Raw genomic sequence first — 26238 nt, 5'->3', positions numbered from 1 at the left:
TTCCATGACGACAGCATCATCCTTCCGGCATTTCGACGAACTCCAGCCCTGGAACGACCGCCAGCATCTTCTCGAATGTATCGCGGCCACGGTCGAAACGCCCGATGTGATGACGTTTACGTTCAAGTCCGACCGTGACGGCTGGTTCCGCTATCTGCCGGGCCAGTTCGTCACGCTCGAACTGCCGGTTGCGCCCGACGATCCGGTCATGCGCACCTATACGCTCTCCTCCTCGCCCTCGCGGCCCTTTGCGGTGGCCGTGACGGTGAAGGCGCAGGCCAACAGCATCGGCACGCGCTGGATGTTCGAGAATCTGCGGCCGGGCATGACGCTCAAGGCCTTCGGCCCGCTGGGGGATTTTTCCTTCGCGCGCCACCCGGGCGAGAAATATCTGTTTATCTCGGCTGGTTCCGGCGTCACGCCGATGATGTCGATGACCCGCTGGTTCGCCGATTGCGCACCATCGACGGATGTCGCCTTTCTCCATTGCGCGCGCAAGCCGGAGGACATTCTCTTCCGCCCTGAGCTGCAGGCGCTGTCCGCCCAGATGCCGAATCTGTCCCTCGGCTTCATCGTCGAGGGGCATGGGCCGCATAATGCCTGGCATGGTCTGCGTGGGCGGATCGATTCCGCCATGCTGCCGCTTCTGGCACCCGATTTCCGCGAGCGCACCGTGTTCTGCTGCGGGCCTGAGCCCTTCATGCGCGGTGTGCGCGGCCTTCTGGAAGCCGCCGGCTTTCCGATGAGCCAATATCATGAGGAAAGTTTTCAGCCGGCTGCGGCGCCCGCGCCGGAAGAGCTGGCGATCCGCGCCGGCGGTGCGCCCGAGGGGGAACAGGCGCCGGCCAGCGCCACCGTCTCCTTCACCATGGCTGGAAAGCAGGCGCTCTGCCCGCCGGGCCAGACCATTCTGCAGACCGCGCGCAAGGCCGGCGTGCGCATCGGTGCCGCCTGCGAAGGCGGCATTTGCGGTACCTGCCGGGTGATGAAGGTCTCCGGCCAGGTGGAGATGAACCATCAAGGCGGCATTCTCGATGACGAGATCGACGAGGGCTATATCCTCGCCTGCTGCTCACGCCCGGTCGGTGACGTGGCGATCGAGGCCTGATGCGCAAGCCATGCCGCGTGAAATCACGCAGCGGCTTCGTCACGGCAAGATATACCCCTGGCCCGTCTTGGCGATGGACCAGGGGAAGCGGGTCTCAGAAGTGGAAGTCCATCTTGTCGAGCTGAGCGAGCTTGACGTTCTTCAACAGGATCGTGTCGCCTTCGAGACTGTCGATCAGCACGTCCTTGCCGACCTGCGTCATATGGTTGGCTTTCAGGTCGGCGAAGCTGGTGATGCTCGACAGGCCGGCGAGGTCGAGAATGTCGTGGTCGCTGCCGGTGGCCTTGAAATCCGTGATCGTGTCGCGCCCATCGCCATTGGCGAAGAAGAAGGTGTCGGTGCCCGCTCCGCCGCTCAGCGTGTCATTGCCGCCATGGCCCCAGATCAGGTCGTTGCCAGCCATGCCCTTGATGACATTGTTCGCATCATTGCCGTGCAGCTGGTTGGCGGCGGAATTGCCGGTGGCGTTCAGCGCCTTGCTGCCTGTCAGCGTCAGGTTTTCGAAATTGTCGCTCAGCACGTAGCTGACGCTGGAGCGCACGGTGTCGATGCCACCATTCTTGGCCTCGATCAGCAGCGTCTTGGCATTGCTGATGACATAGGTGTCGTTGCCGGTGCCGCCGGCGATATGGCCTTTTACGGTGCCGCCGGTGTTGTCGATGTAGTCGTTGCCGCCGCCAAGCTCGACGTCGCCATTGATCACGCCGCGATTGATCAGCGTCTGCACGCCGTTGCCGCCCTTGAAGGCAAGTTTGGCCAGGGCCGTGACCGTGCCGTCATTGGTGAAATTGCCATTGGCGGCGAGCGTAAAATCGACGGCGCCGACGCCGGCCTTCCAGCCGGTGATGGTGCCGCTATTGACCGCCTTGATGTTGGCGCCTGTGACGTCGAGGCCGCTGGCACCCTTGATCGTGCCGGTATTGTTGACGATCGCATCGCGGGCGGAGACCGTGATGGCGTCGCCGCCGACCTCGATGCTCTTGTTGTTGGTGACGATGCCGCGTGCACCCTGCAGGTTGATGCCATCGGCGCCAGCATTCAGGCTGCCGCTGTTGGTGACGATGGAATCGGTGCCCCGAACGAGCAGCGCGATTCCGCCGGCGCCCACCTTGCCGTTGTTGGTGATGATCTCACCGGCGCCATTGACGACGATGCCGTGGCCCTGAACGCCGATCGAGCCATTGTTGGTCACGGTCGAATTGTTACCCGAGGTAACGATGCCCGCGGCCTTGGTCGATCCGATCGAGCCGTTATTGGTAATGTTGGCGCGGTCGCCGCTGGCGCGCAGGCCGTCTGAATAGCCAGCCAGGCGCCCATTGTTGACGATCATGGCGGAGACGCCGGTGAGTTCGGCCGCGACATCGAGTTGCGAGGTGATGGTGCCATTGTTGGTGAAGGCAGTCGCCACGCCGCTGGCGACGACGCCAACCAGCCGCGCTTCGATGGTGCCGCCCTGGTTGATCTCGGTGCCATCCGCAAAGGACAGGATACCGCCGCGCCCGGCATGAATGAAGCCAGCCGAACCGATGCGGATCGTGCCGCTGAGATCGGTGGAGGAAGAGCCGAAGACGATTGCCGCAGCGCCCGATGAAATCTCGCCTTCCACCGCAACGGACCGGTTGGGCGCATCGCCCGAAACGACGATGCCTTCGGCAGACGTCGTCAGCAGCGCCGTGCGCGCCAGCGTCAGAAGCGTATCGGCATCCGTGAGCTCGATCGTCGTCGTCGTGGTCGTGGAGATGACGGTTTCGCGCATGGTCATGATCGCTCCTGCGAACGCCGCCCATCATGATTGACGAAGGGTTTATACTGGGCCGTTCTTGATGGTCATGCCTCGCATACTGAGAAAATCAAAGCAAGTAAGTGAAAAATTTCGCTTGGCATATGCTTAACCAAGCAAAGGATTTGACTTAAAATTACATAAAACTTGAGCGAATGAGGTGGTCGCAAGATTGCAGCAAACAGTGCTGATGCGCCGCTAGCGTTCGGCCAGAAGGGGCAGTGTCATCGGCAGCCTTGCGATCGAGGCGGTGGTCGTCAGATCGAGTGCGACTCCCGCACCACTGCCGGCCATGCCCCGCGCGCTGACCAGAAGCACCGGCGGCGGCAGCGGTTTTTCCGGCAGCAAGTCGCCCTTGGCCCAGTCCGCCTTTAGCGCATCCAGCGTGCCGGGAGCGACATTCACGTCGATGTCGCTCAGGGTTCCGGCAACGCGGTAGGGGCAGCGCTGCCGCCCGCAATTGGCGTCCGATGAGAATTGCCAAAGCCAGGTGCGATCCCAATTACCCATTGGAAAGGCCTCGGCAATCGACGGTCTGTAGCGGGCATACCAGAGCGGCAGGCGCGACAGGATGGGATAGCGGGCGCGGTTTTCAGCGATGAAGCGGGCGGTCACATGATTGGTATAGAGCACCGGGTAACGCCCGGTGCGCGTCTTGATATGGCCGGCGAAGATCCCAGCATCCTCCAGCGACATGAACTGCGTCGAATCCAGCCCCTCTATATCGAGCACCATCGCCTCGTCGGCGCGCGGCTGGGCATAGTCGAGGAAGTGATTGGCCTGGTCGACGGGATTGCCGGGCCGGCCGAGATGATAAGCACCCCAAAGCAGGCCCTTGGCGCGTGCCACCATGCGCCGTGTCTGGAAGAGCTCACGGCTGACGGCATATTTGCGCCACATGGTGCGGCAGTGATTGACCGTATCGCCCTTATGTTCGCCTGAGCAATCGAACACTTCCGGCAGTCCATCTGATGCCTTCGAGATAAAGCCGGCGATGCGCTTGTCGGCCGTCATCGCCTCCCAATCGATCATGTTGAGTTCATAGGCATCGATGACAAGCGCGCGCTCGGCCTTGCGCCAGGGCGCCATGTCCCGCTTGCCCTCGGCCCCGCGCGCCAAATGAGGTGCAAGCGCGATGACCACCAGCGCTGCGAAAAGCGCGATCAACTGCTGGGAGAGAGAGGTGCAGCGTGTGGTCATTGCATGAGAGCGTGCGCCCGCATGGTTAACCGAGGCTTAACAACATGACGCGGGAAGAGGTGTGCTGTGCGTAGAGACGCGCGGCGCTGCACGCTTGCATTCCTTCTTTTGAAAGCTCTCCCAAGGCCGCCTCTCCTGGGCAAGACCGAAGCTCTTGATCAAAAAGGGGAACAACAGCCGTTTCCGGACGTTCAACTGCCGACAACGCCGCTCGACCCCGCGGACATCATGTCATCAACAAAAAGACAGAAGGAGGAGCACCATGGGTGTTTTCAAGATGAAGATCGCGCCGCTGGCCCTGTCGGTCCTGTTCGTCGCCACCTCATTTCAGCCGTCCCAGGCCTTTACGCCGGTGCCGCAGCCCGCGCCGCGCGCGGTCAATGAGCCGGTGGATCTGGTTCAGTATCGCCGGGACGACGATTGGCGCCGCCATCATCGCTATGGTCGCCGCGACGAGCGTCGCGACTTCTCGCGCCGTAGCGATTACTGGAACGGCCATCGCGGCTATCGCGAACGCCGCCCCGGCTATCGCTATCACAACGGCCTCTGGTTCCCGCTCGCAGCGTTTGCGACCGGAGCCATTATCGGCGGTGCCGCAACCGCCGCACCGCGTTCCTATGGCAGCAGCCATGTTCAGTGGTGCGCGAGCCGTTACCGCTCCTACCGCGCCTCCGACAACACCTATCAGCCCAATAGCGGTCCGCGTCGCCAGTGCGTCTCGCCGTAATTAACAACTGACGGTCCAACATCAGGTTTGATAAATGGAGCGCCACGCATGGAAGCATGCGTGGCGTTTTGCGTCTTATGACCGCACATGTTCTTGATTTGTTCTGTTTCTTGCAGCAGTATCTGGCCTGTTTATCTGACGGGAGGGACCCATGCAGGATTACGTGACACTTGGTGCCAATGACGAGGCCGCATCGAATGCCTTTTATGATGCAGTGATGGAAACGGTCGGCTGGGGCTCGCATGAAGCTTTTCCAGGCTGGCGGGCCTATTCCAAAGGTGCAAGCGGGGAAGGCTTGATCCTGTGGGTCTGCAAACCGTTCGACGGCGCGCCGGCTGCACCCGGCAATGGGACGATGCTGGGCCTCGGCGCAACCTCCAAGGCGCAGGTCGATGCCTTCCATGCGGCCGCCCTGGCCCATGGCGGAAGCAGCGAAGGCGCGCCCGGCGCGCGGCCGCATTATGGGCCCAATTGGTATTCCGCCTATGTTCGCGATCCCACGGGCAACAAGCTCTCGGTCGTTTTCAACGGCTGATCTTGGGACGGCGTCGTGATGGCCGGGCTGGACCGGCCATCATGACCGGGAAGGTGTTAGCTTCTTCGTCAGAGCTCTTTGGCGGCGGAGAAAGGCTGCAGGTTCTGAGCGCCTTGTGTCAGAGAATGCCGACGCGCTTCAAAATTCCCCAGGCGACACCCATCGACAGAAGAATGAAGAAGCCGGCAGCCAGCGTTCCGTGATGGAGCGTGGCGCCAGCCAACGGCATGTCGCTGGTGTTCATGCCGAAAAAGCCCGTCACCAACGTCGGCGGCAGCAGGAAGGCGGTCAAAAGCGAGAGGATGTAGAGATGGCGGTTGGTCTCCGAGGAGAGCTTGCTGTCAATCTCCTCATGCAGCAGCCGGGCGCGCTCCTGCAGGGCGAAAACATCACGGTCGACCGTTTCCAGCCGGTCGGAAAGCCGCTCGGCCACATCGATGAAGCCTTCGGGCACCTCGTCTTCTTCGGAGGTCGCGGCCCGGCGTAACAGGGCCAGCAGCGTGCGCAGATGCCGGTGCAGGCGTACCGCCGTGCGCCGCAAGGGCGCCAGGCGCGGCTGCTCGTTGTGCCCGGCCTCGCCATAGACCTCGTCCTCGATGACATTCAGGTCTTCCGTCAGTTCCAGCACCAGCGCGATCAGCGTGCGCTGGAACTCCACCACCATCATTTCGAAGAGATGGATTGGCTTGGCGCAGCGCGGATTTTTCTCGATCGCGGCCTTGACCCGGTCGATCGAGCGCAAGGGGTGCAGGCGCGTGGTGACGATCACCCTGTCGGCGACGGCGAAATGCAGCCAGGCGATGGTTTTGGTTTCCGCGTCGAAGGTGCGTTCGAAATCCACCAGCGTGCCATGAACGACATCGTCCTCGATCGCGATTGCGGCCTGGGTGTCATGGCTGGCGAGCGTGGACAGCGCGCTTGGCGGCAGGTCGCAGACCTGCTCCAACAGGGCCGGCGTGCGGGCATCGCTCAGCGCCAGATGAATCCAGACCCAGCCTTCCTCCGGCTTCAGCGCCGCAACGGGGCTGTCGGCTGGAATGCGCCGGCAGCGGTTCTGGCCGGGCAAGAAATGATAGGCCCAGACAAGGCCCGGAATTTCGGAGGAGACGAGGTTCATCAGGCAAGGCTTCCGATCATGCGCTTCTGCTTCCATAAGCCCAACTTTCCCCGATAGAAACCCTGCTTGCGGTTATGGATCGCTTGGCCTTGCGGGCTGTGATCCACGCAGTCCTCCACCGTCCGCCATCCGGACCCGGCCCAACCTTGTAGGCAAAGCTCCAGGGATTGGCCCGCCGCAGGCTTCGGGGCTGTCTTCCCCTGGCATTTGTGCCGGCGGTGGCCTGCGCCGCGCCTTGGTATAGGAGGGCTTTATGATGGTTTTGCAACGGCGGCAGGCGCAGCTGCTCAATTGACGTTTACGTAAAAATCAATATCCTCAGGCGCAATGACCGGCCCCTTGCTGTGGCACGCGGCCGCCAGCGTATCGGCGCGAAATTCGGACAGGATGTTCGCAAAGCACGATGCATGGATTCGACAGGGACGAGCGTCCTTCGTGCGTCTTGGACGATGTGCGGCGCTCCGAGCGGGAGGGCGCAGATGGACGAGCGGGAGACGACGCTTTCGGCAGAGCCGGTGCCGGTGCGGGTGGAGCGCCCGCAGGACCGGCGTGGCGTGCAGATCCTGCGGATCGAGCGGCCGGAAAAGAAGAACGCCCTGACGCGCGCCATGTATCGCCGGATGACCGAGGCCCTGGTCGAAGCGGACGCCGATGACAGCCTACGTGTCACGGTTTTTCTCGGCCAGCCCGGGTGCTTTTCCGCCGGCAACGACATGGGCGATTTCGCTGTCGCGTCTGCTGGGGGCGACTTTGGCCAGGAGGTCATCGCCTTTCTCAAGGCGCTGGCATCCAGCCGCAAGCCGCTGATATCCGGCGTCGATGGGTTGGCGATCGGTATCGGCACCACGCTGCATCTGCATTGCGACCAGACGATCGCCACGCCGCGCGCGCTGTTTCGCACGCCGTTCGTCGATCTCGGCCTGGTGCCGGAGGGTGGTTCAAGCCTGCTTGGCCCTCGGCTCCTGGGTCCCCAGCGCGCGTTTTCGCTGCTGGCTCTGGGCGAGCCCTTCACGGCCGCCGCCGCGCATGCCGCCGGCCTCGTGGCGCGCATCGTCGAGCCGGAGATGCTGGAAGAGGAGACGCTGGCGGCCGCAAGTGCGATTGCCGCCAAGCCGCCGGCAGCCCTTGCCGCCGCGCGTCGCCTGCTGCGTGGGGATCCAGCCGCTCTGCTGGCCTGCATCGATGAAGAGGCGCGGATCTTCGCCGAACGCCTGAGAAGCCCGGAAACGCAAGGCGCCATCGCCGCCTTCCTGCAGCGCTAGTCGCCTCGGGCGCGCGTACCATTCCGCCGCTTGTCTTGCCGCTGCCATCATTGCGCACCATATCCAGGCGCAGGCACGTGCATGCCCGAGACTTCATGATGAAAGGCTTGCCGTTTCCATGCGATCTCCCTCCTTCTTTCGAAAGACCTTTGCCGACCTGTCCCGCCAGCGCCGACGCTGGCAGGATGGCATCGCGCGCAATGTGAGAATTTCATCGCGTATGCTTGATAGTTTAAAGCCCGATCTTCCGCCCGAGGTGACGGCACCGAAAGCCAGCCGCCTGCAGGAGATACCCGATTTCGGCAGCAATCCCGGCCGTCTGAAAATGCTGGCCTTCATCCCGGATGATCTCAAGCCCGGCGCGGCCCTGGTCGTCGTTCTGCATGGTTGCCAGCAGGACGCAGCACTTTACGATCTCTGTTCCGGCTGGTCGCATCTGGCGCGCGATCATGGCTTTGCCGTGCTCTATGCCGAGCAGCAGGGCTCGAACAATCCCAATCTCTGCTTTAACTGGTTTCGCCCCTCCAATGTCGCCCGCGACCGCGGCGAGGTCATGTCGATCCGCCAGATGATCGCCCATATGGAGCAGACGCTGGCCATCGATCCCAAGCGGATCTTCATCACCGGGCTTTCGGCCGGCGGCGCGATGACGGCCTCGATGCTTGCTGCCTATCCCGAGCTGTTCCAGGCAGGCGGCATCATCGCCGGTCTGGCCCACGGCGCTGCCCGCGACGCGCACCGAGCCTTTGCCGCCATGGAGCAGGCGCCGGCCCGCAGCCCGCAGGAATGGGGCGATCTGGTGCGCGAGGCCGCGCCGAAGCCTGCCGCCTATCCGCGCATCTCCATCTGGCAGGGCATGGCCGACCGCACCGTGCACAAGAGCAATGCCGACGCGCTCGCCGCCCAGTGGCTCGACGTCCACGGCCTGATCGGCACGAACCCACGCGAAAGCCAGATCGAGGGCCACCGCCGGCTGGCCTATGCCGACAAGGATGGCCAAACCGCTGTCGAAATGATCCTTCTTGCCGACTTCGACCACGGTGTCCCGCTGAAACCGACACGCGGCGGCGAACGGACCGGACCCTTCATGCTGGATGCAGGACTCTCCTCCACGCGTCGTCTGGCGCGGGAGTGGGGGCTGATGTGAGGCTTCGCTCGTCGGTATGCCGGCGAGCCTTTGCCGGAATGGCTAAAGCCCCCTTCGTATCACTTCTCCAACACCGCCACCGCTTCCACATGCGCCGACCATAAAAACTGGTCGATCGGCGTCACGCTCTTCAGCCGGTAGCCGCCGGCGATAAGAAGGGCGAGGTCGCGTGCGAGCGTGAGCGGGTTGCAGGAGACGGCGACGACGGTCTTGACGCTGGATCGGGCAAGTTCGGCCATCTGCGCTTCGGCGCCGGCACGCGGCGGGTCGAAGACGAGTGCGTCGAAGGGCTTGAGCTCCGAGGTCATCAGCGGCCGGCGGAAGAGATCGCGTCGCTCGACCGTCACGGGCTTCAACCCTTGTGTCGAGCGGGCAGCGGCATCGAGCGCCTTTAGCGCCTTCTCATCGCTTTCGACCGCATGGACGCGGGCGCGGGCGGCGATGCGCAGCGCGAAAGTGCCAGAGCCGGAGAAGAGATCGGCCACGCGCTTAGCCTTGCCCAGCGCATCGAGGACAAGCTCGGCCATGGCCGCTTCGGCCTTGCGCGTCGCCTGGGTGAAGCTGCCGGGCGGCGGCGTCACCGGCACGGTGCCGAAGCGGACGATCGGCTTGATGGGCTCGACGATCACCTCGCCTCCGACCGAAAGCCTGGAAATGCCACGCAGCGCAAGCACGGCCTCGACCGCGCGGCGGCGGCGCGGGTTGTCGAGCTTGGCCACGCCGTCGACCGACAGATCCAGCCCGCTTTCCACCTCCAGCACCGTGATGCGGAAGGGCTCCGCATTGCTCGCCAGCGCCAGCGCGATCCGGCGGATGGCGTCCAGCCGTCCGACAATGCCGGGGCTGGCGATGGGACATTCCTCGATATGGACGAGATGGTGGCTGCTCATCTGATTATAGCCGAGAAGCAGCGCCTTTTCGGTGCGCCGTGCGGTCAGCACCACGCGACGGCGTTCGCCCGGTGCCGCCGGGATCAAGGGCGCCACCTCGGTCTGGATCCCTTTCGACGCCAGCGCGTCGATCACCAGCTGGCGTTTGAACATGTGATAGAGTGGATCGGCCGCATGCTGCAGCGTGCAGCCGCCACAGGTGCCGTTGACGCCATCGGGGCCGAAATGCCGACAGGGCGGCTCCTGACGCTCCGGCGAGGCCTTGGCGATCGACATCAGCGTGCCGACCGCGCCATTGACTGCTACGCCAACCGTTTCGCCCGGCAGGGAGAAGGGCACGAAAAGCGGCCCGTCCGGGCTGGTGGCAATGCCGTCGCCCTTGGCGCCCAGGCTGTCGATGGCGACGGTCCTGACGCTCATTCCTCCGTCTCCGCCGGCTTGCGCCCGCCGAGCAGAAATTCGACATTGCCGTCGCCGCCGGCAATCGGAGAAGGGATCAGGCCGAGGCTCTGCCAGCCCATGTCCTCCACCAGCCAGCGCTCGAGCTCGGCGGCGACTGCCGGCGCGCTCTCCGGATCCTTGAGCAGGCCCGCCTTGCTGATTGCCTCGCGGCCGGCCTCGAATTGCGGCTTGACCAGAAGGACGCAGAAAGCGCCCGGCTCGGCCATGTCGAGCGCCGGCGGCAAAGCGAGCTTCAGCGAGATGAAGGAGACATCCGAGACCACGGCGCCGATCGGCATGCCGTCCAGATGCTCTTCCTCCAGCACGCGAGCATTCAGGCCCTCATAGCTCGTGACGCGTGGATCGCTCTCGATGCGCGGATGGATCTGCCCGTGGCCGACATCGACGGAGATCACATGCTCGGCACCGCCTTCGAGCAGCACTTCGGTGAAGCCGCCGGTGGAGGCGCCAATGTCGAGGCAACAGAGCCCTTCAGGCGACAGGCCGAAATGTGCGAGTGCGGCCTTCAGCTTCAGCGCCGCGCGCGAGACATAGGCCTGCGCGGGATCGTCGATTTCGATTGCGGCATGGCCGGGCACCTGCGCGCTCGGCTTGGTGACGACGCGTCCATCGACGCGCACGGTGCCGCGCTCGACGGCGTCGCGTGCACGCGCGCGGCTCGCCACGAGCCCGCGCGACAGGAGAAGCTGGTCGAGCCTCTGGTTCATCTTGGTGTCTTCGTTCATGCCGCTTCATGCCGCGCCGCGCCGGCCAAGGCAAGCCCGAAGCCGATGCGAAAGCCGTCAAGGCATCCCGCGCGGCCCTTTTGCCGCGATATCAGGCGCTTCATCCGACCAAGCGGCGTAACGGGCGACCGATGCACACGGCCCAAGCAAGCGCTTCAGAGCCCGTTCGCTTGCAGGGTGGCCCGGGATGGAAAGGCGGTTTTGAGCTGCGCCATCACCGCCTTTACGGGTGCGGCCCGCTTCAGATCGGAATGCACCACCAGATAGATGTCGCGCAGCACGAGGGGCTTGTCCGGCATGAGCCTGACGAGGCCGGGATCGTCTGCCGCGATAAAATCGGGAAGCGCGGCGATGCCCGCGCCGGCCAATGCCGCCCGATGCTGGATCTCGACGCTGCTCGCCGTCAGCGCCAGGGGCCGGCCTGCGGCATAGGCCTGCAGCGCCTCCTGCTGCGGCGCGCCGGCCATCGGCCCTTCATTGCCGATGAAGCGCCAGGTCGGCTCGGGATGGGCGGCGAGATAGGCCGGGCTCGCATAGAGATGGAACGCCATCATCCCGAGCTTGACGCGGGTCAGGTCTGGATCGTCCGGGCGGCTGAGGCGAATGGCGAGATCGGCTTCCGAATGCGTCAACGAGGCGCTGCGGGCCTCGCCGATCAGCCGGATCATCAGGCCGGGATGGCGGGCCTGAAGCGCTGTGAGCGGGCCTGCCAGCCGGATGGCCGCCAGTGCCGGCGGTGCGCTGATCGTCACCGTTCCCGTCAAGGTCAGCCGCGCGCCCTCGGCCGCCCGCCGCACCGAGGCGGCCTCCTTCTCCATCCGCTCGGCAATGGCGGCCATGTGCCGGCCGTCATCGGTCAGGCTCCATCGGCGCCCCCGCCGGTCCACCAGTGTCAGGCCGAGATCCGCCTCCAGCGCGGCAATGCGCCGTGCCACCGTCGCATGTTCGACGCCGAGCAGGCGTGCGGCGGCAGACAGCGAGCCTGCCTTGGCCAAGGTGCCGAAATGGCGCAAATCGTCCCAGTTCATCGGTTCATTTTTTCACGGTCGCTGTGAAATCATAGGGAATTTTCTCCCCACGATCCAGCCGTCATTCTCGGCATTGGCCAGGCGCCGGATCGGCAGCCGGAGGCCTGCTTTCATCGACAGGAAACGAGACATGGACCAGAAGATCGAACTCATCGCTGCCGGAGGCATCGACGGCCTGCGGCTGGCCGATTGCCCGCCACAGGCGCCGGGCGAAGGCGAGATCCGCCTGCGCCACCAGGCGGCCGGCATCAATTTCATCGATATCTATCACCGCACCGGCCTTTATCCCTTGCCGCTGCCCGCGGTGCTCGGCGTTGAGGGGGCCGGTGTGGTCGAAGCGCTCGGCCCTGGCGTCACCGGTCTTCAGGTCGGTGACCGCATTGCCTATGCCGGAACGCCCGGCGCCTATGCCGCCACGCGGCTTCTGCCCGCCTGGCGCGCCATTGCGCTGCCGGAGGACATCGAGACCGAAGCAGCCGCAGCGGCCTTTCTGCGCGGCATGACCGCCCATATGCTGCTGACCCGCTGCTTTCCCGTGGAACAGGGGGCGACGCTGCTGATCCACGCGGCCGCGGGCGGCCTGGGCACGGCGCTGAGCCGCTGGGCCAAGCATCTGGGCGCGCGGGTGATCGGCACTGTGAGCAACGAGGAGAAGGCCGGGATCGCCCGGGAAAACGGCGTGGACCATCTCATTCTCGGACGCAATGCCGATCTTGCCGGCGAGGTTGCTAGGCTGACGGAGGGGCGCGGCGTCGATTTCGCCATTGACGGTCTCGGCGGCACCATGCTGCGCCAGACCCTGGCTTGTGTTCGCCGCTTCGGCACCGTCGCCTCGGTCGGCCAGGCTGCCGGGCCGATTCCGCCGATCCCTGTGGAGGAGATCGGCCCTCTGCGCTCGCTCAGTCTGATGCGGCCCAGCGTCATGGCCTATGCGGCCGAGCGCGAGACCTATCCGCGCGCCGCTGAGGCCGTGATCAACGCCCTGCGCCAAGGCCTTCTGCCGGCGCCTGCCCACCGCTATCGGCTTGCCGAGGCCGGACAGGCTCAGGCAGATCTCGAAGCGGGACGCACGGCCGGCAGCGTGATGCTGCAGTTTTGACACCCGATCGAAGCGAAACAGCGCATCGGCCTTGCGCGCCGCGTGGCCTGGGAAATGGACGTCATTTTTGGTGGTAAGATCACGTTCCGTTACGCCGATCCACCCGACGCATCCCATCCTGTAGGTCCGATCGCCGGCATCGCGCTTAAAAAAGCCAGACGATTGCGCCCTGCCGTTTCTCGCGGCTTGCAAGGATCGAGAAGGTCATGTCCTTTTCTTCATCCCATGCGGAACCGCTTCTGGAGGACAGGCATCATGCTGCGCAGCTTCTACAACGCCTATATCGATTGCCTGAACCGGCAGGACTGGACACATCTCGGCGACTATGTCGCCGACGATGCCAGGCATAATGGGCGGCCTTTCGGCCTGTCGGGCTATCGCGCCATGCTCATCAAGGATTTCGAGGATATTCCCGACCTGCGCTTCACCATCGACCGGCTCGCCTGCGACGCGCCGCTGATTGCCGCGCGGCTATCCTTCGATTGCACGCCACGCGGACGCTTTCTCGGTCTCAATGTTGACGGACGGCGAATCGTCTTCTGCGAAAACGTGTTCTACGAGGTGCGCGACGGCAGGATTGCCGATGTGTTCTCGGTGATCGACAAGCTGGCCATCGAGGCGCAACTGAGCCCGTGACGGTCGTCGCGCGCCTGCCGGGCGGAAGGGCGGGGGCGATGGCATCCGCGTCGCGTCCGGCGATGGGTCGATTGACGATATTGGGGTGCCCTTTGTGCGTCCCTCGGGCAGCTTGGCGCTCCGGGGCGGCCATCCTGCTCCGTCATCGGACTGTCATCCGGACGTCCTAGCGTCCCGATATGACCCTTCATCTCCGCGTCCTGCTGATCCTCGCCGTGACCCAGACTGCGGGATGGGGCATGATCAATGTGCTGGCTGTGCTCGCGCCCGAGATCAGCGCGACCTTGCGGGTAAGTCTGCCCGCCGTCTTTGCTGGAACGGGCGTGATGTATGTCTGCATGGGGTTGGCTGCACCCCTTGCGGGAAGGGCCTTCCAGCGCTTCGGCGCAAAACGGGCGGCGACCGCCGGGGCCTGCCTGATCGGGATCGGACTGGCCGCTGTGGCCGCCGCATCCTCATGGCCGCTTTATCTGGCCGCCTGGCGGTGATCGGCTTTGCCGGGGCGCTGTTCCTTACGACATCGGCCTATGTCTATCTCTCCGATCTTGCGGGGGCGCAAGCACGCGGCCTGATCGCGACGCTGATGCTGGTGACGGGCCTGTCGGGCAGCCTTTTCTGGCCGCTGACCGCCTTTCTCGATCATCTCGTCGGCTGGCGCATGACGACCGGCATCTATGCCGCCGCGATGATCCTGTTGATCGCGCCTCTGACCCTGCTGGCGCTTCCCGATGTCGACCATGCCGACACCGCCGGTCTCACCCCGTCGGCGACCGCGCGGCAGGGGCGAATCTTCTGGCTTCTGGTACTGGCCGTCGCGCTCAGCAGTTTCGTCACCAGCGGAATCGAGGCGGTCGGCATATCGCTTTACCGCGCGCTCGGCGCCGACCCGGTTGTTGCCATCGGCATGGCCTCGTTTCTGGGCGTCATCAAGGTCTGTGGTCGGTTGATCGATCTCGTCGGCGGCCGGCGCTGGAACGCGCTGTCGACCGGCATCACCGCCTCAGGCATGGTTGCCATGGGCCTGCTGGTGCTCGTTATCTTCGGCTCGGCGCCCGCGGCGGTGGTGACCTGCCTGCTTCTCTATGGCATCGGCAGCGGTGCCTTCGCGGTGGCCCGGGCGACCATGCCGCTGGTCTTCTACGAAAAGGCCGCCTACGCCGCCGCCATGTCGGCCATCGCTTTGCCGATGAACCTAACGATCGCCGCCGCTGCGCCCGTGCTCTCGGGCGTGCTGACCGGCATGGGAGCGGAAGCGACGCTGACGCTTCTGCTCATGTGCAGCAGCATCAGTTTCCTTCTCCTCGCGATGCTGGCTGCCGAGGGCCGGAAGGCGCGCGCGGACGGTCATCCCGCCTGAGGACGGCCATTCGAGCCGAAAGATCGGCCATGCCCGGCAAAGGCGCGTGTCAATGCGGCAGCAAAGGCGTCGGGCGAGCAAAAGCGGCGCAGTGCGGCATCCGACTTGGCGGGGGAAACCGGGCCGAGCCTTGACGGCTTCGTCACCCGATATGTTCGAGAAGCGCATCCACCACCGCCTCGATCGGCGCAGTGGCGTCGATCACCGTGGCATTCTGCGGCACATCCTCCCGAGTTGTATGCAGCCGCAGAATGAGATCACGCTCTTCCGGCTTGCCGCCGAATTCATCGTCTGCCCTGCTCGCGAGCCGGTGGATCAGCGTTTCCCTATCGACGTCGAGCACGAAGACGCCGTCGAACAGAGGGAGGAAAGCGGGGAAGTTGCGCGCCCCACCGCAGAAGAAGGAGAGCGGATGGCTGCGATCGGCCGTCAGCGCCCGGACCTTGGCCACATCCCAGATATGGTGCCGATGCCGGAAGGCCGCGTCCAAGGGCGCATCATCCGGCACAATCAGGCGTTCGCCGCTGAGCGGGTCACCGCGATAAGCAAGCATCCGGTCGCCATGCAGGACGTGATGGCCGCGCCGTTCCAGCTCGGTTGCGACCGAGGTTTTGCCCGTGCCCGATACGCCGTCGATCAGATAGTTTCGGATGCCCTTAGCTCCGACCTTTTTCCCGCGATAGTCACAGAATAAAGCGATGTACAGACGCAGAGCCAAGGGAGCCGCGATACCGCACGCGCCAGGGCCCGCTTTACAGGCAGATCGTGACAAGACGGTACATGGGCCTTTTCTGGCCCGCGGCCAATCGGCAGACGGACGCATGAGGATGCGCGGATGAGCTTTCTTCTCTATGTAGGCGCAGCCATGGCCGAGATTGCCGGATGCTTCGGCTTCTGGGCCTTTGCCCGCTTGGGCCGCTCCGTGTGGTGGCTGCTGCCGAGCCTCGCTTCGCTTGCGGTCTTTGCCTATCTGCTGACGCTGGTGGAGAGCGAGGCGGCTGGCCGGGCCTTTGCCGCCTATGGCGGGATCTATATCGCCGCATCGCTTCTTTGGCTCTGGACGGTGGAAGGCCAACGGCCCGATCTCTGGGATCTCGGCGGTGCCGCGCTGTGCTTAGCAGGAACCGCCGTCATCCTCTTCGGCCCGCGTGGTGGTTGATCGCGCATCGAGCGCTTTCAGCCAGCCGACATCGAAATCGACAAATCGGTCAAATTGTCCCGATCTTCGCGAGGTAAAAATAAGCTCCCGCTTTCACAATCCCATCTCGGACGACGCCGCTTCAGACGGCGCGCCGTCTTGGCCGGGGCGGGGAAAAGGCTTTGCGAGACTATCGGATCGATCTTCTCAGGGGACTTTCCCTGATTTTGATTTTCGCCGCTCATGCCCGGTTCAGCTTTTCCGATGCGCTTCAACATGCGCGCGGATTTGCCGATGCGGCCGATCTGTTCGTCACGCTGGCCGGCATGTCGGCCGCTTTGGCCTATGGCCGTCTCGATGTCCGGGCAGCGCTCGGCGCGTGCGGGCAAAGGGCGAAAACGCTCTATGAAACCCATCTGCTGCTCTTTGCCCTGCTCCTGCTCGCATCCCTGCTGACGGCGCCGTTCGATCCACGCTATCAGACGGCGCTGGAGCTGTCCGATTTCTGGGCTCAGCCGCTGCTGCGGGCGGTCGAAGGTGCGCTGCTGATCTTCCTCCCGGGCAACCTGGATATCCTGCCGATCTACATCCTTTTTCTTTTGGCGGCGCCTGGTCTGTTCTGGCTGCGCCGGAAAAGTCCTGCCGGCGTGTTGGCTGCCTCGGCCATGCTCTGGCTCGTCTCCGGCATCGCCCATGTAAACCTGCCAAACCTCGCTTCAGGGGAGAGCGGCTGGTATTTCGATCCGCTGTCCTGGCAGTTCCTCTTTGTCATCGGCATTTTCCTCGGCGATCGGCTGAAAGCCGGCTTGCCTCTGCTGCCTGTCGACCCGCGTCTTTTCGCCGCCGCCGCGCTTTTCTGCCTGATGGCGGTGCCGGTCAGCCTGTCGGTCTATTGCGGCTGGATGGCGCCGCCCTTCGGCGGGCTCTATCATCTGATGGTGGCCAAGACCAATTGCGCGCCGCTGCGCGTCGTCAATCTGCTGGCACTGGTCTATCTCGCCTGGAACATCGGCGCGGTTAGGCGGCTGGCCGAACATCCCGCCTGCGCATCGCTGGTGGCTGCCGGGCGGCACAGCCTGCCCATCTTCTCCCTCGGCATCCTCATGTCCGCTGCCACCGAAGCGGTTATGGTCGGCCAGCCACCCCTGCCGGTGCAGCTCGCGCTGCTGATCGGCGGCGTCCTGGTCCAGCTCGCGGTGGCCGTGTTTTTGGAGCGGCGTCGGCTGCTGCGGACCAGTGCCGGCATGACGCCTGCAAGAAGTCCCATCAGCATGGGCATCGACCAGGGCGCTCAGGCCCGCGTGACCGTCTGGCGATAAAGCACGCGCGGGGGAAGGCCGCTTCTTCCGCCAAACCGGCGATCAGCAGCAGAGCTCCGAACGAACGCCTCAGCCAGCCACGCCGAGCGGCATCGTCTGGCCCAGCGCGGCGAAGACGGTGGCGACGATGCCGGCCCGGTCGAGCCCGGCCTGGCGATACATCACATCCTGCTTGGCCTGTTCCATCCACGTGTCCGGCAGCACCATGGGGCGCACCTTGATGCCGCCGTCGAGCAGGCCCTCCACCGCCATGGCATGCAGAACATGCGCGCCGAAGCCGCCAACAGCGCCTTCCTCGATGGTGACGAGAACCTCATGATGACGGGCCAGCTGACGGATCAGATCCATATCCAGCGGCTTGGCGAAACGCGCATCGGCCACCGTGGTCGAAAGCCCCGAAGCGTCGAGATCTTCCGCCGCCAGCAGACAGTCTGCCAATCGGGTTCCGAAGGAGAGCAGCGCTACTTTAGAGCCCTGGCGCAGCACGCGGCCCTTGCCAATGGCAAGAATCTCGCCACGCTCCGGCAGGTCGACGCCCACACCCTCGCCACGCGGATAGCGAAAGGAGATCGGACCGTCATCATAAGCCGCTGCCGTGCGCACCATATGTTTCAGCTCCGCCTCGTCCGCCGCGGCCATCACCACGAAGCCGGGAAGTGTCGCGAGATAGGCGGTGTCGAAGGCGCCGGCATGGGTTGGGCCATCGGCGCCGACGAAGCCGGCGCGGTCGATGGGGAAGCGCACCGGTAAGCCCTGGAGCGCCACGTCGTGCACGACTTGGTCATAGCCGCGCTGCAGGAAGGTCGAATAGATCGCCACGAAAGGCTTCAGCCCTTCGGTTGCCAGGCCTGCGGCGAAGGTGACGGCATGCTGCTCGGCAATGCCGACATCGAAACAGCGCTTGGGATGGATTTCGGCGAAACGGTCGAGCCCGGTGCCCGATGGCATGGCGGCGGTTACCGCGACGATATCAGGATCGTGCCGCGCCTCTTCCACCAGCGCATCGGCAAAGACGGCGGTATAGGAGGGTGCGTTCGGCTTCACCTTGGCCTGGGCGCCGGTGATGACGTCGAAGCTGTTGACCCCATGATACTTGTCGGCGGCGGCTTCCGCCGGCGGATAGCCCTTGCCCTTCTGCGTCACCACATGGATCAGCACAGGGCCATGGGCATGGTCGCGCACATTGCGCAGAACCGGCAAGAGGTGCTCGAAGGAATGCCCGTCGATCGGGCCGATATGGTAGAAACCCATTTCCTCGAACAGCGTGCCGCCGGTCATATAGCCGCGCGCATGCTCCACCGCCCGGGTGATCGCCCGGTCGACCGACTTGCCGAGATAGGCGGTCAGTTTCTTGCCGAAATCGCGGATGCCCATGTATGTGCGGCCCGAGGCAAGGCGGGCGAGATAGGCGCTCATCGCACCCGTCGGGGGGGCGATCGACATGTCATTGTCGTTGAGAATGACGATCAGCCGTGCATCGAGCGCGCCGGCATTGTTGAGCGCCTCGAAGGCCATGCCGGCCGACATCGCGCCGTCGCCGATCACGGCGATCACATTGCGCTTCTCTTCCTTCAGCTCGGAGGCCACCGCCATGCCGAGCCCGGCGGAAATCGAGGTGGAGGAGTGGGCCGCGCCGAAGGGGTCGTAAGGGCTTTCGGCCCGGCGGGTGAAGCCGGAGAGCCCGTTTTCCTGGCGCAGCGTGCGGATGCGGTCACGCCGGCCGGTGAGGATTTTGTGCGGGTAGCATTGATGGCCGACATCGAAGATCAGCCGATCGTTCGGCGTGTCGAACACCTTGTGGATCGCCACCGTCAATTCGACCACACCCAGGCCCGCGCCGAGATGGCCGCCGGTGCGCGAGACGGCATCGATCATTTCCGCGCGCAGTTCGGCCGCCAGCTGCGGCAGGTCCTTGTCCTCGATCCGCTTCAGATCCTGCGGAAGCGCCACTTTGTCGAGAAGCGGCGTTACCGGCGGGGAAGAGACTGGCACCTGTGTCACGCTGAAGGCCTCACTGCCGCGCCCTTCATGCCTCTTCCCGGTTGAGAAGAAGCGCTGGGCGCCTGTCCGTTGATCTGCATTGCCGGCTCTTAAATCGTCCGGCGCCGCGCCTTTCAAGTCAAAATGCTTGAGCAGACGGGCATATTGCGCACGCTTTGGAAAAACCCGGCATGTTCGGCGGCGCGGCAGACGGGTGAATGACAAGCTTACAGAGCTTTTACGCCTGCGGCAAAGGGATAAACTCGTCTTCATCTCCGGGAACGATGTCAAAACGTCCGGTTGCCCATTCCTGCTTGGCCTGTTCCAGGCGCTCCTTGGACGACGAGACGAAATTCCACCAGATGTAGCGCGGCGAATTCATGGCCGCGCCGCCAAACAGCATCAGATGCGCGCCCATCGTCCCGCCCATCAGCGTCATGGCTGCGCCGGGCTTCAAAACGATGAGCTGATCGGGGCCATGCTCCGCACCGTCGATCATCACCGTGCCATCCAGCACATACAACGCCCGCTCCTCGAACAGGGAAGAAAAGGGGGCTTTGGCGCCGGGCGCCAGCGTCAGATCGACATAGACGGTTTCCGAAAAGCCCGAGACCGGCGCGGTTAGCCCTTCATAATGGCCGATCACCACCCGGCCGGACGCGCCATCGGCATCGAAGAGCGGTAGGGTGGAGGCCGCTTCGTGGCGGAAGCTCGGGTCGATCTCTTCCAGCCCATCGGGCAGCGCCAGCCAGGTCTGCAGGCCGGACAGGCCGCGCGTAAATCCGCGCGTCTTTTCCGGCGAGCGCTCGGAGTGGACGATGCCGCGCCCCGCCGTCATCAGGTTCACGTCGCCCGGGCGGATGACCATCTCCGTGCCTAGGCTATCGCGATGGGTGATTTCGCCGTCGAAGAGATAGGTAACGGTGGACAGGCCGATATGGGGATGCGGCCGCACGTCCAGCGCCGCCCCGGCCTTGAGAAGCGCCGGGCCCATGCGATCGAAGAAGATGAAGGGGCCGACGAGACGGCGCTTGGCCGTCGGCAAGGCCCGGCGCACGGAAAAGCCGCCAATGTCGCTGGAGCGGGGCACCACGATCTGCTCGATCGCCGCGCTGGCGGCGGCATCGCCGGCAGCCGGGTCCTCACCGGGAAAAAAGCTCATCGGTCCTCCTCAGCGCCATCCGTCTTTTCGAGGTCGCGCGCGTCTGCAAGGTCATGGCTGCGGATGAGAATTTCAAGATGCGCTTTCACCCTGCGGCGCTTTGCCCTCACTGCGGCATCGGCGGAAGTTTGAAGCTGAGCAGAGCCGGTGACCGGTCACGCGCCGTCCAGCGGCTCCGTGCCCGTGGGCTTTCCGGCGCGGTCCAGTCGGATCTTCTCGATCCGGTCTTCGGCCGCCGACAGCAGCGCCTCGCAATGCTTCTTCAGGGCTTCGCCGCGCTCGTAATAGGCGATCGAGGTGTCGAGCGGCACATCGCCGCGCTCGAGCGCGGAGACGATGGCCTCCAGCTCTTCCACGGCCTTTTCAAAGGACAAAGCGGAAATGTCGCTCTGCGAGATCACGGCCATCGGGTCACCCTCTCATCATGCGGAAAATATGCAGGCCGGCGGATTCCGCCAAGCCTTCGAGGTCGTAGCCGCCTTCCAGCAGGCTGACCAGACGGTTGCCGGCATATTTTCCGGCAAGGTCGAGAAGCCGTCCGGTCGCCCAATCGTAATCCTCGGCCACCCAGTTGAGCTGGGCCAGCGGATCGCGATGATGGGCATCGAAGCCGGCGGAAATCAGGATCAGGTCCGGCCGGAAATTCTCCAGTGCCGGGAGAATGCGCGCCTTGAAGGCCTCGCGAAACTGCTCGCCGGCGGTGTGCGGCGACAGCGGCGCGTTGACGATCGTGCCGTGCTTGCCCTCTTCGTCCCTCGCGCCGGTGCCGGGATAAAGCGGCATCTGGTGGGTGGAGCAGAAGAGCACGGAAGGGTCGTCCCAGAAGATGTCCTGCGTGCCATTGCCGTGATGCACGTCCCAGTCGACGATCGCCACGCGCTCGGCGCCATGCGCCTGCTGGGCATGGCGGGCGGCGATCGCGGCATTGTTGAAGAAGCAGAAGCCCATGGCCTTCTCCTTCTCCGCATGGTGGCCGGGCGGCCGGGCGGCGACGAAGGCATTGTCGGCCTTGCCGGAAAACACGGCATCGACGGCCGCCACCGCGCCGCCAATGCCCGTCAGCGCCGCCTGAAGCGAAGCGGGGCTCGCATGGGTATCTGCCTCGAAGGAATTGATGCCCTCTTCGGGGATCACCGACATCACCTGGCGCAGATGGCTTTCGGGATGGGCGAGAAGGACGAAATCCTCATTCGCCTGCGGCGCTTCCTCGCGCTTGAGCGGCGAAAAACGCTCATGCTCCAAGGCGAGCGCCAGGGCTTTCAGCCGCTCCGGGCGCTCGGGATGGCCCTCGGGCACCAGATGCTGAAGGAAGATCGGATGTTCCAGAAGCAGGGTTGTCATGGCGGCAAACCTAGGGCGCGATGACGGCCAGGTCCACTCTTCGCCAAGAAGGGCGTGCGCTTGTCCCAAGGAAAAGGCACGGTTCGCATGACTCCGCAAGCCAATTCACGGCGTGATCGGATGGCACATGTCCGATCACGCCCGGACCTATTTCAGCTTGCGCCGGTCCTGATCCGAAGGGTTACATTCCTGTCCGGTCTCGGGAATGTAGAATTTCCCGTCCTTGGACGGGTTGGTGCCGCCGTCGCAGCCGGGCATGCCGGGAAAGCCGTCTTCAGCGCGGGCGGGCAGGGCAGGACCGCCGTCGCCATAAGCCGTGCCGTTGCCGCCATCGAGCTGGCTGCGCAGCGGCGCGCGCACCTGTCCGGCGGAGGCAAGTCCGCCGATGGCCGCCGAAAGCAGGATGAAGACGAGCGCCAGCCCATTCTTCGCGCTCAAAACGCCCTCCGGTTTCATCATGTCCACGCCCCAGGCCGATTCTTATCAGGATGCGGACAATGTGCCTCAGGGAAATTTAGAGACCGTGAATTTATAGGGCGGGCGGCGCAATACCGAGAGCTCTGGGGTTGAACTCTGGCAGGCCGGCAGGATTGGCTCGCCTCTAGGAGGCCCCAAGGACCCAAGGCCCAAGGCCGCGATGGCCTTGGGCGCTTTGGTGTCAGAAGGATGGGAGCAAGCAGGATCTCAGGCGAGACCCGGTGATGGTTTTGCCAGCCTGCTCAGGCTGGAAATGCTTTAGCCGCGCTGCGGCAACAGCGGATAGCCGACCATGACCGAGCGTGCGGCGAGCGCGGCGATGGCCACCTTGAGCAGATCGCCTGCAAGGAAGGGAAGCTGGCCGATCAGGACGGCCGGAAGCGCGATGCCCTTGGCATAGGCTAGCCAAAGCGTGCCGAAGAGATAGACCACGCCAATGCCGCCCACCAGCGCGGCCAGCGCGAAGCCAAGGATCTGGCGCGGGCCGTTCTGGCTTTCGCGCACCATGCGCTCGGCCAGCAGGCCAGTGACGAAGGCGCCGGCCACCCAGCCGAAAATATAGCCCGCCGTCGGTCCCGCCAGGATCGCCAGGCCGCCGCGCCCGCCCGAAAGGACTGGCAGGCCGATGGCTACCATCAGGATCAGCAGCAGGAAGGCAAGCGCGCCGCGCCGAGCGCCGAGAATGCAGCCGGCCAGCATGACGCCCATGGATTGCGCGGTGATCGGCACCGGCAGAAAGCCGATGGTGACGGGCGGGATCATGCCGAGAACGGCGACAAGGGCGGCAAAAAGGGCGATGAGAACGAGATCTCGGCTCGACATGGCAGTGAAAACTCCTTGGTCAGGCTCAAACCCAGCTTGTGGACGCCGGGATCTCAAGCCATTCGATGGCGTTGGCACGAGCATTTCCGATCGGCGGGCCGACCGGAAATGACACGAGAAGACTGCAAGCTGCAGGGCGCGGGCTTGCCGGCAGAAGGGACATGCAGGCGCGTCTATGAGCTATCGATGCATCATCTGTCGCTTGCTTTGTGGCCGCGCAGGCCGCGCGCGTCAATGGCGCGGGCCACCTCGTCAGCCTCTTTCAGCGTGAGCACGATCAGCGCCGGAAGGATATGGCACCAGCGGGGCTTGAGGCCGCGCGCGCGATGGGCGGCCACGAGCGCCTGATGGCGGCCGGCGATCTCCGGCGCGAAACGCAAGGCCAGGCCGAGCGCCAGGCCGACATCCTGCGCCTTTATAAGACCCAATCGCTCCAGCGGCATCATCGCCCGCGTGACCGCGGCCATCATGTCGGCGATCTCGGAGGTCGCGGTCACCGCCGCTGCCAGAAGGACCAGGGCCAGGATGCGCAGGCAGGCAACCAACCCTGCCAGGGGCGATTCGAACCAGGCGGTGGCCAGCCCCAGAAGCAGAACGGTGAGGACCATGAGCCCCAGCCGCCGGCGCGTTTCGGAAAAGGGAAGCCGCAACAGGACATAGGGCATGGCGCAGATCACGAGGGCCCCACCCAGAACCCAAGGCGAGTGGAGAAAGGCCAGGCCAATGCCGACGAGGACAAGCAGCAGAAGCTTGGCGCCGGCAGGCAGCCGATGAAAGGGCGTCCTGCCCTCGACATAGAGGCTCGCGATCATGCGGCCACCTGCTCATAGGCGCGGATCACGCCGGCCGCCGCACCATCGGCAATCAGCCTGCCTTCGTGAAACAGCAGCACGCGCGGAAAATCCGCGATCAGCGCCAGATCATGGCTGACGACGATGGCCGGCCGATCCAACCCGTGAATGGCATCGGCCACCTTGCGACGGTTCCTCAGATCTAGCTGGTTGGTCGGCTCGTCGAAAATCACCAGGGACGGCTCGGTCACCAGCACGCTGGCGAGCGCCACGAGCTGCAATTCCCCGCCGGACAGTTCATGAACCCGGCGGCGGGCGAGCGCCTCGATGCCGAAGCGTCGGAGAATGGCGCCGACCTGCTCGGCCGCCTGGGCCTTGCCGATGCCCCGGCTCGTCAGGCCAAGCGCGATGTCGTCGGCCACGACAGGCAGGATGACTTGGTTCTGCGGCGACTGAAAGATGAAGCCGGCCTCACGCGCCGCCGCCGCCGGATCAGCCGCCGTGTCGATGCCATTGACCGTGACCATGCCTGAGGAGGGAACCTGAAGCCCGTTGATCAGCCGCGCGAAGGAGGACTTGCCGGATCCGTTCAGGCCGATAATGCCGATTCGCTCCTCCTTGAGGTCGAGCGTCAGCGGTTCGAGCACGCGGCGTTCGCCGTAGCTGAGCGAGCAGGCGGAAAAGCGAATATCCACGACGTCGTCCTCTTCAAGAAGCGGCTTGCGAAGACCTTGGCCCATGAGCCCGCCGCCAGCCGTGGCTTTGCGAGGAACAGGATTGGCCGTCAAGGCATCGTCCCGCAGAAAGGGGTTGTCGGCCCAGTTTTAAAGGTCACTCCAATGCCGCCGCAAGGCTCCTGATCAATCACATCGAAAAGCTGCCAGCGCATGGGATCTGTTTGAACAAAGGAGGAACATTTGCTAGCCTCCTTGCATGAGCCTATGTCTTTCGAACCCAACCGCCCGCCTGGTTTTCCTCAGCCGTCAGGGTCTTGCCGATCCGCCGGGCCGCAGGCTCGGCCGGCTCGATCTGCTGTCGCTCGTCGACCGGCTGGGCTTCGTTCAGGTCGACAGCATCCAGACCGTGGAGCGGGCACATCACCAGATCCTGTTTTCGCGCGCGCAGACCTATCGCCGCGAAGATCTCGTGCATCTCCTGGAGCGCGAGCGCGGCCTGTTCGAGCATTGGACCCATGATGCCGCGCTGATCCCCATGCGCTTCTACCCTGTCTGGAAACACCGCTTCCGCCGCCGCGCACCGATTTTGCTGGAGCGCTGGCGGCGCTGGCGGCCGGAGGGATTCGAGGAGGCGGTCGAGGGTACCTATCGCCGGATCGTCGAGGAGGGGGCGTTGCTCTCGCGCGATTTCGAGGCGCCGGGCCATCAGGGCGGCGGCTGGTGGAACTGGCATCCATCCAAGACCGCGCTCGAATTTCTCTGGCAGACAGGCCGGATCGCCATCAGCCGGCGCGACAATTTCCAGAAGGTCTACGATCTCTCGGAGCGCGTGATTCCGCAGGCACATTTCGAAGCGGAGATCAGCGAGACCGACTTCATCGACTGGTGCTGCCGCGAGGCGCTTTCCCGGCTCGGCTTCGCCACTTCGGGCGAGATCGCCGCCTTTTGGGATCTGGTCTCGCCGCAGGAGGCCAAGGCCTGGGTGGAGGCGCATCGCAGCGAGCTTGTGCCCGTTCAAGCGGAGTGCGTCGATGGCACTGCGCGCGCGGCCTTTGCCCTGACGGATCTCGAAACCTCGCTCGAAAGCCTGGCGCCCATGCCGCCTCGGCTGCGCGTGCTCAGCCCGTTCGATCCCGTCTTGCGCGACCGGGCGCGGGCCGAGCGGCTGTTCGGCTTCTTCTATCGCATCGAGGTCTTCGTGCCCGAAGCCAAACGCCAATATGGCTATTACGTCTTCCCGCTGATGGAGGGCGATCGCCTGGTTGGCCGCATCGACATGAAGGCCAACCGCAAGCAGGGCACGCTGGAGGTCAAGCGGCTCTGGTGGGAGCCGGCCTTACGCGCCTCCGCCGGTCGGATGGAGCGGCTGGAGGCCGAGCTTCAGCGGCTCGTACGCTTTTCCGGCCTGGAGCGGACAAGCTGGCTGGACGGTGCGCGCGCAGAGCCCTGAGCTGATCG

Annotated in this window: 27 protein-coding genes; 12 read left to right on the top strand and 15 right to left on the bottom strand. The window is 64.6% G+C overall.

The window, feature by feature from the left end; genetic code table 11:
* Nucleotides 1–4: 4 nt before the first annotated feature.
* Nucleotides 5–1108: an FAD-binding oxidoreductase gene (locus tag BMX61_RS05065; RefSeq protein ID WP_075629124.1), complete on the top strand. Its 1104-nt coding sequence runs from the start codon at nt 5–7 to the stop codon at nt 1106–1108.
* Nucleotides 1109–1202: 94 nt separating this feature from the next.
* Here the strand turns inward: BMX61_RS05065 and BMX61_RS05060 are convergent, their stop codons facing one another.
* Both BMX61_RS05060 and BMX61_RS05055 read right to left on the bottom strand, forming a co-directional pair.
* Nucleotides 1203–2870: a calcium-binding protein gene (locus tag BMX61_RS05060; protein WP_075629123.1), complete on the bottom strand. Its 1668-nt coding sequence runs from the start codon at nt 2868–2870 to the stop codon at nt 1203–1205.
* Between the two features lie 216 nt (nt 2871–3086).
* On the bottom strand, nt 3087–4088 hold the full coding sequence (locus BMX61_RS05055) for a glycoside hydrolase family 25 protein (RefSeq protein WP_075629122.1): 1002 nt from the start codon (nt 4086–4088) through the stop codon (nt 3087–3089).
* Nucleotides 4089–4350: 262 nt separating this feature from the next.
* Here BMX61_RS05055 and BMX61_RS05050 point away from each other — a divergent pair, with 262 nt between their 5' ends.
* Both BMX61_RS05050 and BMX61_RS05045 read left to right on the top strand, forming a co-directional pair.
* The gene (locus BMX61_RS05050; protein WP_083639579.1) at nt 4351–4815 is read left to right on the top strand and encodes a BA14K family protein; all 465 of its coding nucleotides are present in this window, start codon (nt 4351–4353) and stop codon (nt 4813–4815) included.
* A gap of 151 nt (nt 4816–4966) precedes the next feature.
* The gene (locus BMX61_RS05045) at nt 4967–5350 is read left to right on the top strand and encodes a VOC family protein (protein ID WP_075629121.1); all 384 of its coding nucleotides are present in this window, start codon (nt 4967–4969) and stop codon (nt 5348–5350) included.
* Between the two features lie 118 nt (nt 5351–5468).
* Here BMX61_RS05045 and BMX61_RS05040 read toward each other — a convergent pair whose 3' ends face one another.
* Nucleotides 5469–6467, bottom strand: a complete 999-nt coding sequence (locus BMX61_RS05040; protein ID WP_075629232.1) for a transporter — start codon at nt 6465–6467, stop codon at nt 5469–5471.
* A gap of 479 nt (nt 6468–6946) precedes the next feature.
* On the opposite strand from BMX61_RS05040, the gene BMX61_RS05035 reads away from it, so the two are divergent.
* Together BMX61_RS05035 and BMX61_RS05030 are read left to right on the top strand one after the other, a co-directional pair.
* The gene (locus tag BMX61_RS05035; protein ID WP_075629120.1) at nt 6947–7729 is read left to right on the top strand and encodes a crotonase/enoyl-CoA hydratase family protein; all 783 of its coding nucleotides are present in this window, start codon (nt 6947–6949) and stop codon (nt 7727–7729) included.
* A gap of 220 nt (nt 7730–7949) precedes the next feature.
* Entirely contained in the window at nt 7950–8876 is a 927-nt protein-coding gene (locus tag BMX61_RS05030) for an extracellular catalytic domain type 1 short-chain-length polyhydroxyalkanoate depolymerase (RefSeq protein ID WP_234794598.1), read from the top strand.
* 59 nt (nt 8877–8935) lie between these two features.
* Here BMX61_RS05030 and BMX61_RS05025 read toward each other — a convergent pair whose 3' ends face one another.
* The 3 genes from BMX61_RS05025 to BMX61_RS05015 all read right to left on the bottom strand — a co-directional run bounded on the left by BMX61_RS05025 (nt 8936) and on the right by BMX61_RS05015 (nt 11981).
* The gene (locus BMX61_RS05025) at nt 8936–10186 is read right to left on the bottom strand and encodes a class I SAM-dependent RNA methyltransferase (RefSeq protein ID WP_075629118.1); all 1251 of its coding nucleotides are present in this window, start codon (nt 10184–10186) and stop codon (nt 8936–8938) included.
* Entirely contained in the window at nt 10183–10953 is a 771-nt protein-coding gene (locus tag BMX61_RS05020) for a TlyA family RNA methyltransferase (protein ID WP_075629117.1), read from the bottom strand. Before BMX61_RS05020 ends, BMX61_RS05025 begins: the two co-directional genes overlap by 4 nt.
* A gap of 155 nt (nt 10954–11108) precedes the next feature.
* Nucleotides 11109–11981: a LysR family transcriptional regulator gene (locus BMX61_RS05015; RefSeq protein WP_075629116.1), complete on the bottom strand. Its 873-nt coding sequence runs from the start codon at nt 11979–11981 to the stop codon at nt 11109–11111.
* Between the two features lie 130 nt (nt 11982–12111).
* Here BMX61_RS05015 and BMX61_RS05010 point away from each other — a divergent pair, with 130 nt between their 5' ends.
* From BMX61_RS05010 to BMX61_RS05000, 4 genes are all read left to right on the top strand, one after another.
* Nucleotides 12112–13080 (top strand): quinone oxidoreductase family protein, encoded by a 969-nt coding sequence (locus BMX61_RS05010; RefSeq protein WP_075629115.1) that lies wholly within the window; start codon nt 12112–12114, stop codon nt 13078–13080.
* Nucleotides 13081–13335: 255 nt separating this feature from the next.
* Nucleotides 13336–13716 carry an ester cyclase gene (locus BMX61_RS05005; protein WP_075629114.1) on the top strand — a complete coding sequence of 127 codons (381 nt, stop codon included), beginning with the start codon at nt 13336–13338 and terminating at the stop codon, nt 13714–13716.
* A gap of 179 nt (nt 13717–13895) precedes the next feature.
* The gene (locus BMX61_RS24880) at nt 13896–14204 is read left to right on the top strand and encodes an MFS transporter (RefSeq protein WP_210186265.1); all 309 of its coding nucleotides are present in this window, start codon (nt 13896–13898) and stop codon (nt 14202–14204) included.
* Entirely contained in the window at nt 14174–15073 is a 900-nt protein-coding gene (locus BMX61_RS05000; RefSeq protein WP_210186264.1) for an MFS transporter, read from the top strand. Before BMX61_RS24880 ends, BMX61_RS05000 begins: the two co-directional genes overlap by 31 nt.
* A 142-nt stretch (nt 15074–15215) precedes the next feature.
* Here the strand turns inward: BMX61_RS05000 and BMX61_RS04995 are convergent, their stop codons facing one another.
* Nucleotides 15216–15785, bottom strand: coding sequence for a nucleoside/nucleotide kinase family protein (locus BMX61_RS04995; protein ID WP_234794603.1), 570 nt, complete (start codon nt 15783–15785; stop codon nt 15216–15218).
* 123 nt (nt 15786–15908) lie between these two features.
* Between BMX61_RS04995 and BMX61_RS04990 the strand changes: the two genes are divergently transcribed.
* Together BMX61_RS04990 and BMX61_RS04985 are read left to right on the top strand one after the other, a co-directional pair.
* Nucleotides 15909–16232, top strand: coding sequence for a YnfA family protein (locus tag BMX61_RS04990; RefSeq protein WP_075629113.1), 324 nt, complete (start codon nt 15909–15911; stop codon nt 16230–16232).
* A gap of 161 nt (nt 16233–16393) precedes the next feature.
* Nucleotides 16394–17530, top strand: coding sequence for an OpgC family protein (locus BMX61_RS04985; protein WP_075629112.1), 1137 nt, complete (start codon nt 16394–16396; stop codon nt 17528–17530).
* 69 nt (nt 17531–17599) lie between these two features.
* Here BMX61_RS04985 and dxs read toward each other — a convergent pair whose 3' ends face one another.
* From dxs to BMX61_RS04945, 8 genes are all read right to left on the bottom strand, one after another.
* On the bottom strand, nt 17600–19531 hold the full coding sequence (gene dxs, locus BMX61_RS04980) for a 1-deoxy-D-xylulose-5-phosphate synthase (protein ID WP_075629230.1): 1932 nt from the start codon (nt 19529–19531) through the stop codon (nt 17600–17602).
* A 217-nt stretch (nt 19532–19748) separates the two neighbouring features.
* On the bottom strand, nt 19749–20672 hold the full coding sequence (locus BMX61_RS04975) for a pirin family protein (protein ID WP_075629111.1): 924 nt from the start codon (nt 20670–20672) through the stop codon (nt 19749–19751).
* A gap of 155 nt (nt 20673–20827) precedes the next feature.
* Entirely contained in the window at nt 20828–21079 is a 252-nt protein-coding gene (locus tag BMX61_RS04970) for an exodeoxyribonuclease VII small subunit (RefSeq protein WP_075629110.1), read from the bottom strand.
* 4 nt (nt 21080–21083) lie between these two features.
* Nucleotides 21084–22013, bottom strand: coding sequence for a histone deacetylase family protein (locus BMX61_RS04965; protein ID WP_075629109.1), 930 nt, complete (start codon nt 22011–22013; stop codon nt 21084–21086).
* Nucleotides 22014–22160: 147 nt separating this feature from the next.
* Nucleotides 22161–22451: a hypothetical protein gene (locus tag BMX61_RS04960; protein ID WP_139198878.1), complete on the bottom strand. Its 291-nt coding sequence runs from the start codon at nt 22449–22451 to the stop codon at nt 22161–22163.
* A gap of 297 nt (nt 22452–22748) precedes the next feature.
* On the bottom strand, nt 22749–23312 hold the full coding sequence (locus tag BMX61_RS04955) for a biotin transporter BioY (protein ID WP_075629107.1): 564 nt from the start codon (nt 23310–23312) through the stop codon (nt 22749–22751).
* Nucleotides 23313–23503: 191 nt separating this feature from the next.
* Nucleotides 23504–24124: an energy-coupling factor transporter transmembrane component T family protein gene (locus BMX61_RS04950; protein WP_083639577.1), complete on the bottom strand. Its 621-nt coding sequence runs from the start codon at nt 24122–24124 to the stop codon at nt 23504–23506.
* Entirely contained in the window at nt 24121–24798 is a 678-nt protein-coding gene (locus BMX61_RS04945; protein ID WP_075629228.1) for an energy-coupling factor ABC transporter ATP-binding protein, read from the bottom strand. The genes BMX61_RS04950 and BMX61_RS04945 overlap by 4 nt, the downstream gene beginning before the upstream one ends.
* A gap of 238 nt (nt 24799–25036) precedes the next feature.
* Here BMX61_RS04945 and BMX61_RS04940 point away from each other — a divergent pair, with 238 nt between their 5' ends.
* Nucleotides 25037–26230, top strand: a complete 1194-nt coding sequence (locus tag BMX61_RS04940; protein ID WP_075629106.1) for a winged helix-turn-helix domain-containing protein — start codon at nt 25037–25039, stop codon at nt 26228–26230.
* The last annotated feature ends 8 nt before the right edge of the window (nt 26231–26238 follow it).

Origin of the sequence: Xaviernesmea oryzae, from assembly GCF_900109605.1 — a bacterium.
Lineage (GTDB): Bacteria > Pseudomonadota > Alphaproteobacteria > Rhizobiales > Rhizobiaceae > Xaviernesmea > Xaviernesmea oryzae.
The sequence above is the reverse complement of the archived record's forward strand: the minus strand, read 5'-3'. Positions and strand labels throughout refer to the sequence as shown.

What these genes read in the sequence shown, in the direction of transcription:
- BMX61_RS05065 (WP_075629124.1), top strand. Translation starts at nt 5, where the DNA reads ATGACGACAGCATCATCCTTCCGGCATTTCGACGAACTCCAGCCCTGG.
- BMX61_RS05060 (WP_075629123.1), bottom strand. Translation starts at nt 2,870, where the DNA reads ATGACCATGCGCGAAACCGTCATCTCCACGACCACGACGACGACGATC.
- BMX61_RS05055 (WP_075629122.1), bottom strand. Translation starts at nt 4,088, where the DNA reads ATGACCACACGCTGCACCTCTCTCTCCCAGCAGTTGATCGCGCTTTTC.
- BMX61_RS05050 (WP_083639579.1), top strand. Translation starts at nt 4,351, where the DNA reads ATGGGTGTTTTCAAGATGAAGATCGCGCCGCTGGCCCTGTCGGTCCTG.
- BMX61_RS05045 (WP_075629121.1), top strand. Translation starts at nt 4,967, where the DNA reads ATGCAGGATTACGTGACACTTGGTGCCAATGACGAGGCCGCATCGAAT.
- BMX61_RS05040 (WP_075629232.1), bottom strand. Translation starts at nt 6,467, where the DNA reads ATGAACCTCGTCTCCTCCGAAATTCCGGGCCTTGTCTGGGCCTATCAT.
- BMX61_RS05035 (WP_075629120.1), top strand. Translation starts at nt 6,947, where the DNA reads ATGGACGAGCGGGAGACGACGCTTTCGGCAGAGCCGGTGCCGGTGCGG.
- BMX61_RS05030 (WP_234794598.1), top strand. Translation starts at nt 7,950, where the DNA reads ATGCTTGATAGTTTAAAGCCCGATCTTCCGCCCGAGGTGACGGCACCG.
- BMX61_RS05025 (WP_075629118.1), bottom strand. Translation starts at nt 10,186, where the DNA reads ATGAGCGTCAGGACCGTCGCCATCGACAGCCTGGGCGCCAAGGGCGAC.
- BMX61_RS05020 (WP_075629117.1), bottom strand. Translation starts at nt 10,953, where the DNA reads ATGAACGAAGACACCAAGATGAACCAGAGGCTCGACCAGCTTCTCCTG.
- BMX61_RS05015 (WP_075629116.1), bottom strand. Translation starts at nt 11,981, where the DNA reads ATGAACTGGGACGATTTGCGCCATTTCGGCACCTTGGCCAAGGCAGGC.
- BMX61_RS05010 (WP_075629115.1), top strand. Translation starts at nt 12,112, where the DNA reads ATGGACCAGAAGATCGAACTCATCGCTGCCGGAGGCATCGACGGCCTG.
- BMX61_RS05005 (WP_075629114.1), top strand. Translation starts at nt 13,336, where the DNA reads ATGCTGCGCAGCTTCTACAACGCCTATATCGATTGCCTGAACCGGCAG.
- BMX61_RS24880 (WP_210186265.1), top strand. Translation starts at nt 13,896, where the DNA reads ATGACCCTTCATCTCCGCGTCCTGCTGATCCTCGCCGTGACCCAGACT.
- BMX61_RS05000 (WP_210186264.1), top strand. Translation starts at nt 14,174, where the DNA reads ATGGCCGCTTTATCTGGCCGCCTGGCGGTGATCGGCTTTGCCGGGGCG.
- BMX61_RS04990 (WP_075629113.1), top strand. Translation starts at nt 15,909, where the DNA reads ATGAGCTTTCTTCTCTATGTAGGCGCAGCCATGGCCGAGATTGCCGGA.
- BMX61_RS04975 (WP_075629111.1), bottom strand. Translation starts at nt 20,672, where the DNA reads ATGAGCTTTTTTCCCGGTGAGGACCCGGCTGCCGGCGATGCCGCCGCC.
- BMX61_RS04970 (WP_075629110.1), bottom strand. Translation starts at nt 21,079, where the DNA reads ATGGCCGTGATCTCGCAGAGCGACATTTCCGCTTTGTCCTTTGAAAAG.
- BMX61_RS04965 (WP_075629109.1), bottom strand. Translation starts at nt 22,013, where the DNA reads ATGACAACCCTGCTTCTGGAACATCCGATCTTCCTTCAGCATCTGGTG.
- BMX61_RS04955 (WP_075629107.1), bottom strand. Translation starts at nt 23,312, where the DNA reads ATGTCGAGCCGAGATCTCGTTCTCATCGCCCTTTTTGCCGCCCTTGTC.
- BMX61_RS04950 (WP_083639577.1), bottom strand. Translation starts at nt 24,124, where the DNA reads ATGATCGCGAGCCTCTATGTCGAGGGCAGGACGCCCTTTCATCGGCTG.
- BMX61_RS04940 (WP_075629106.1), top strand. Translation starts at nt 25,037, where the DNA reads ATGAGCCTATGTCTTTCGAACCCAACCGCCCGCCTGGTTTTCCTCAGC.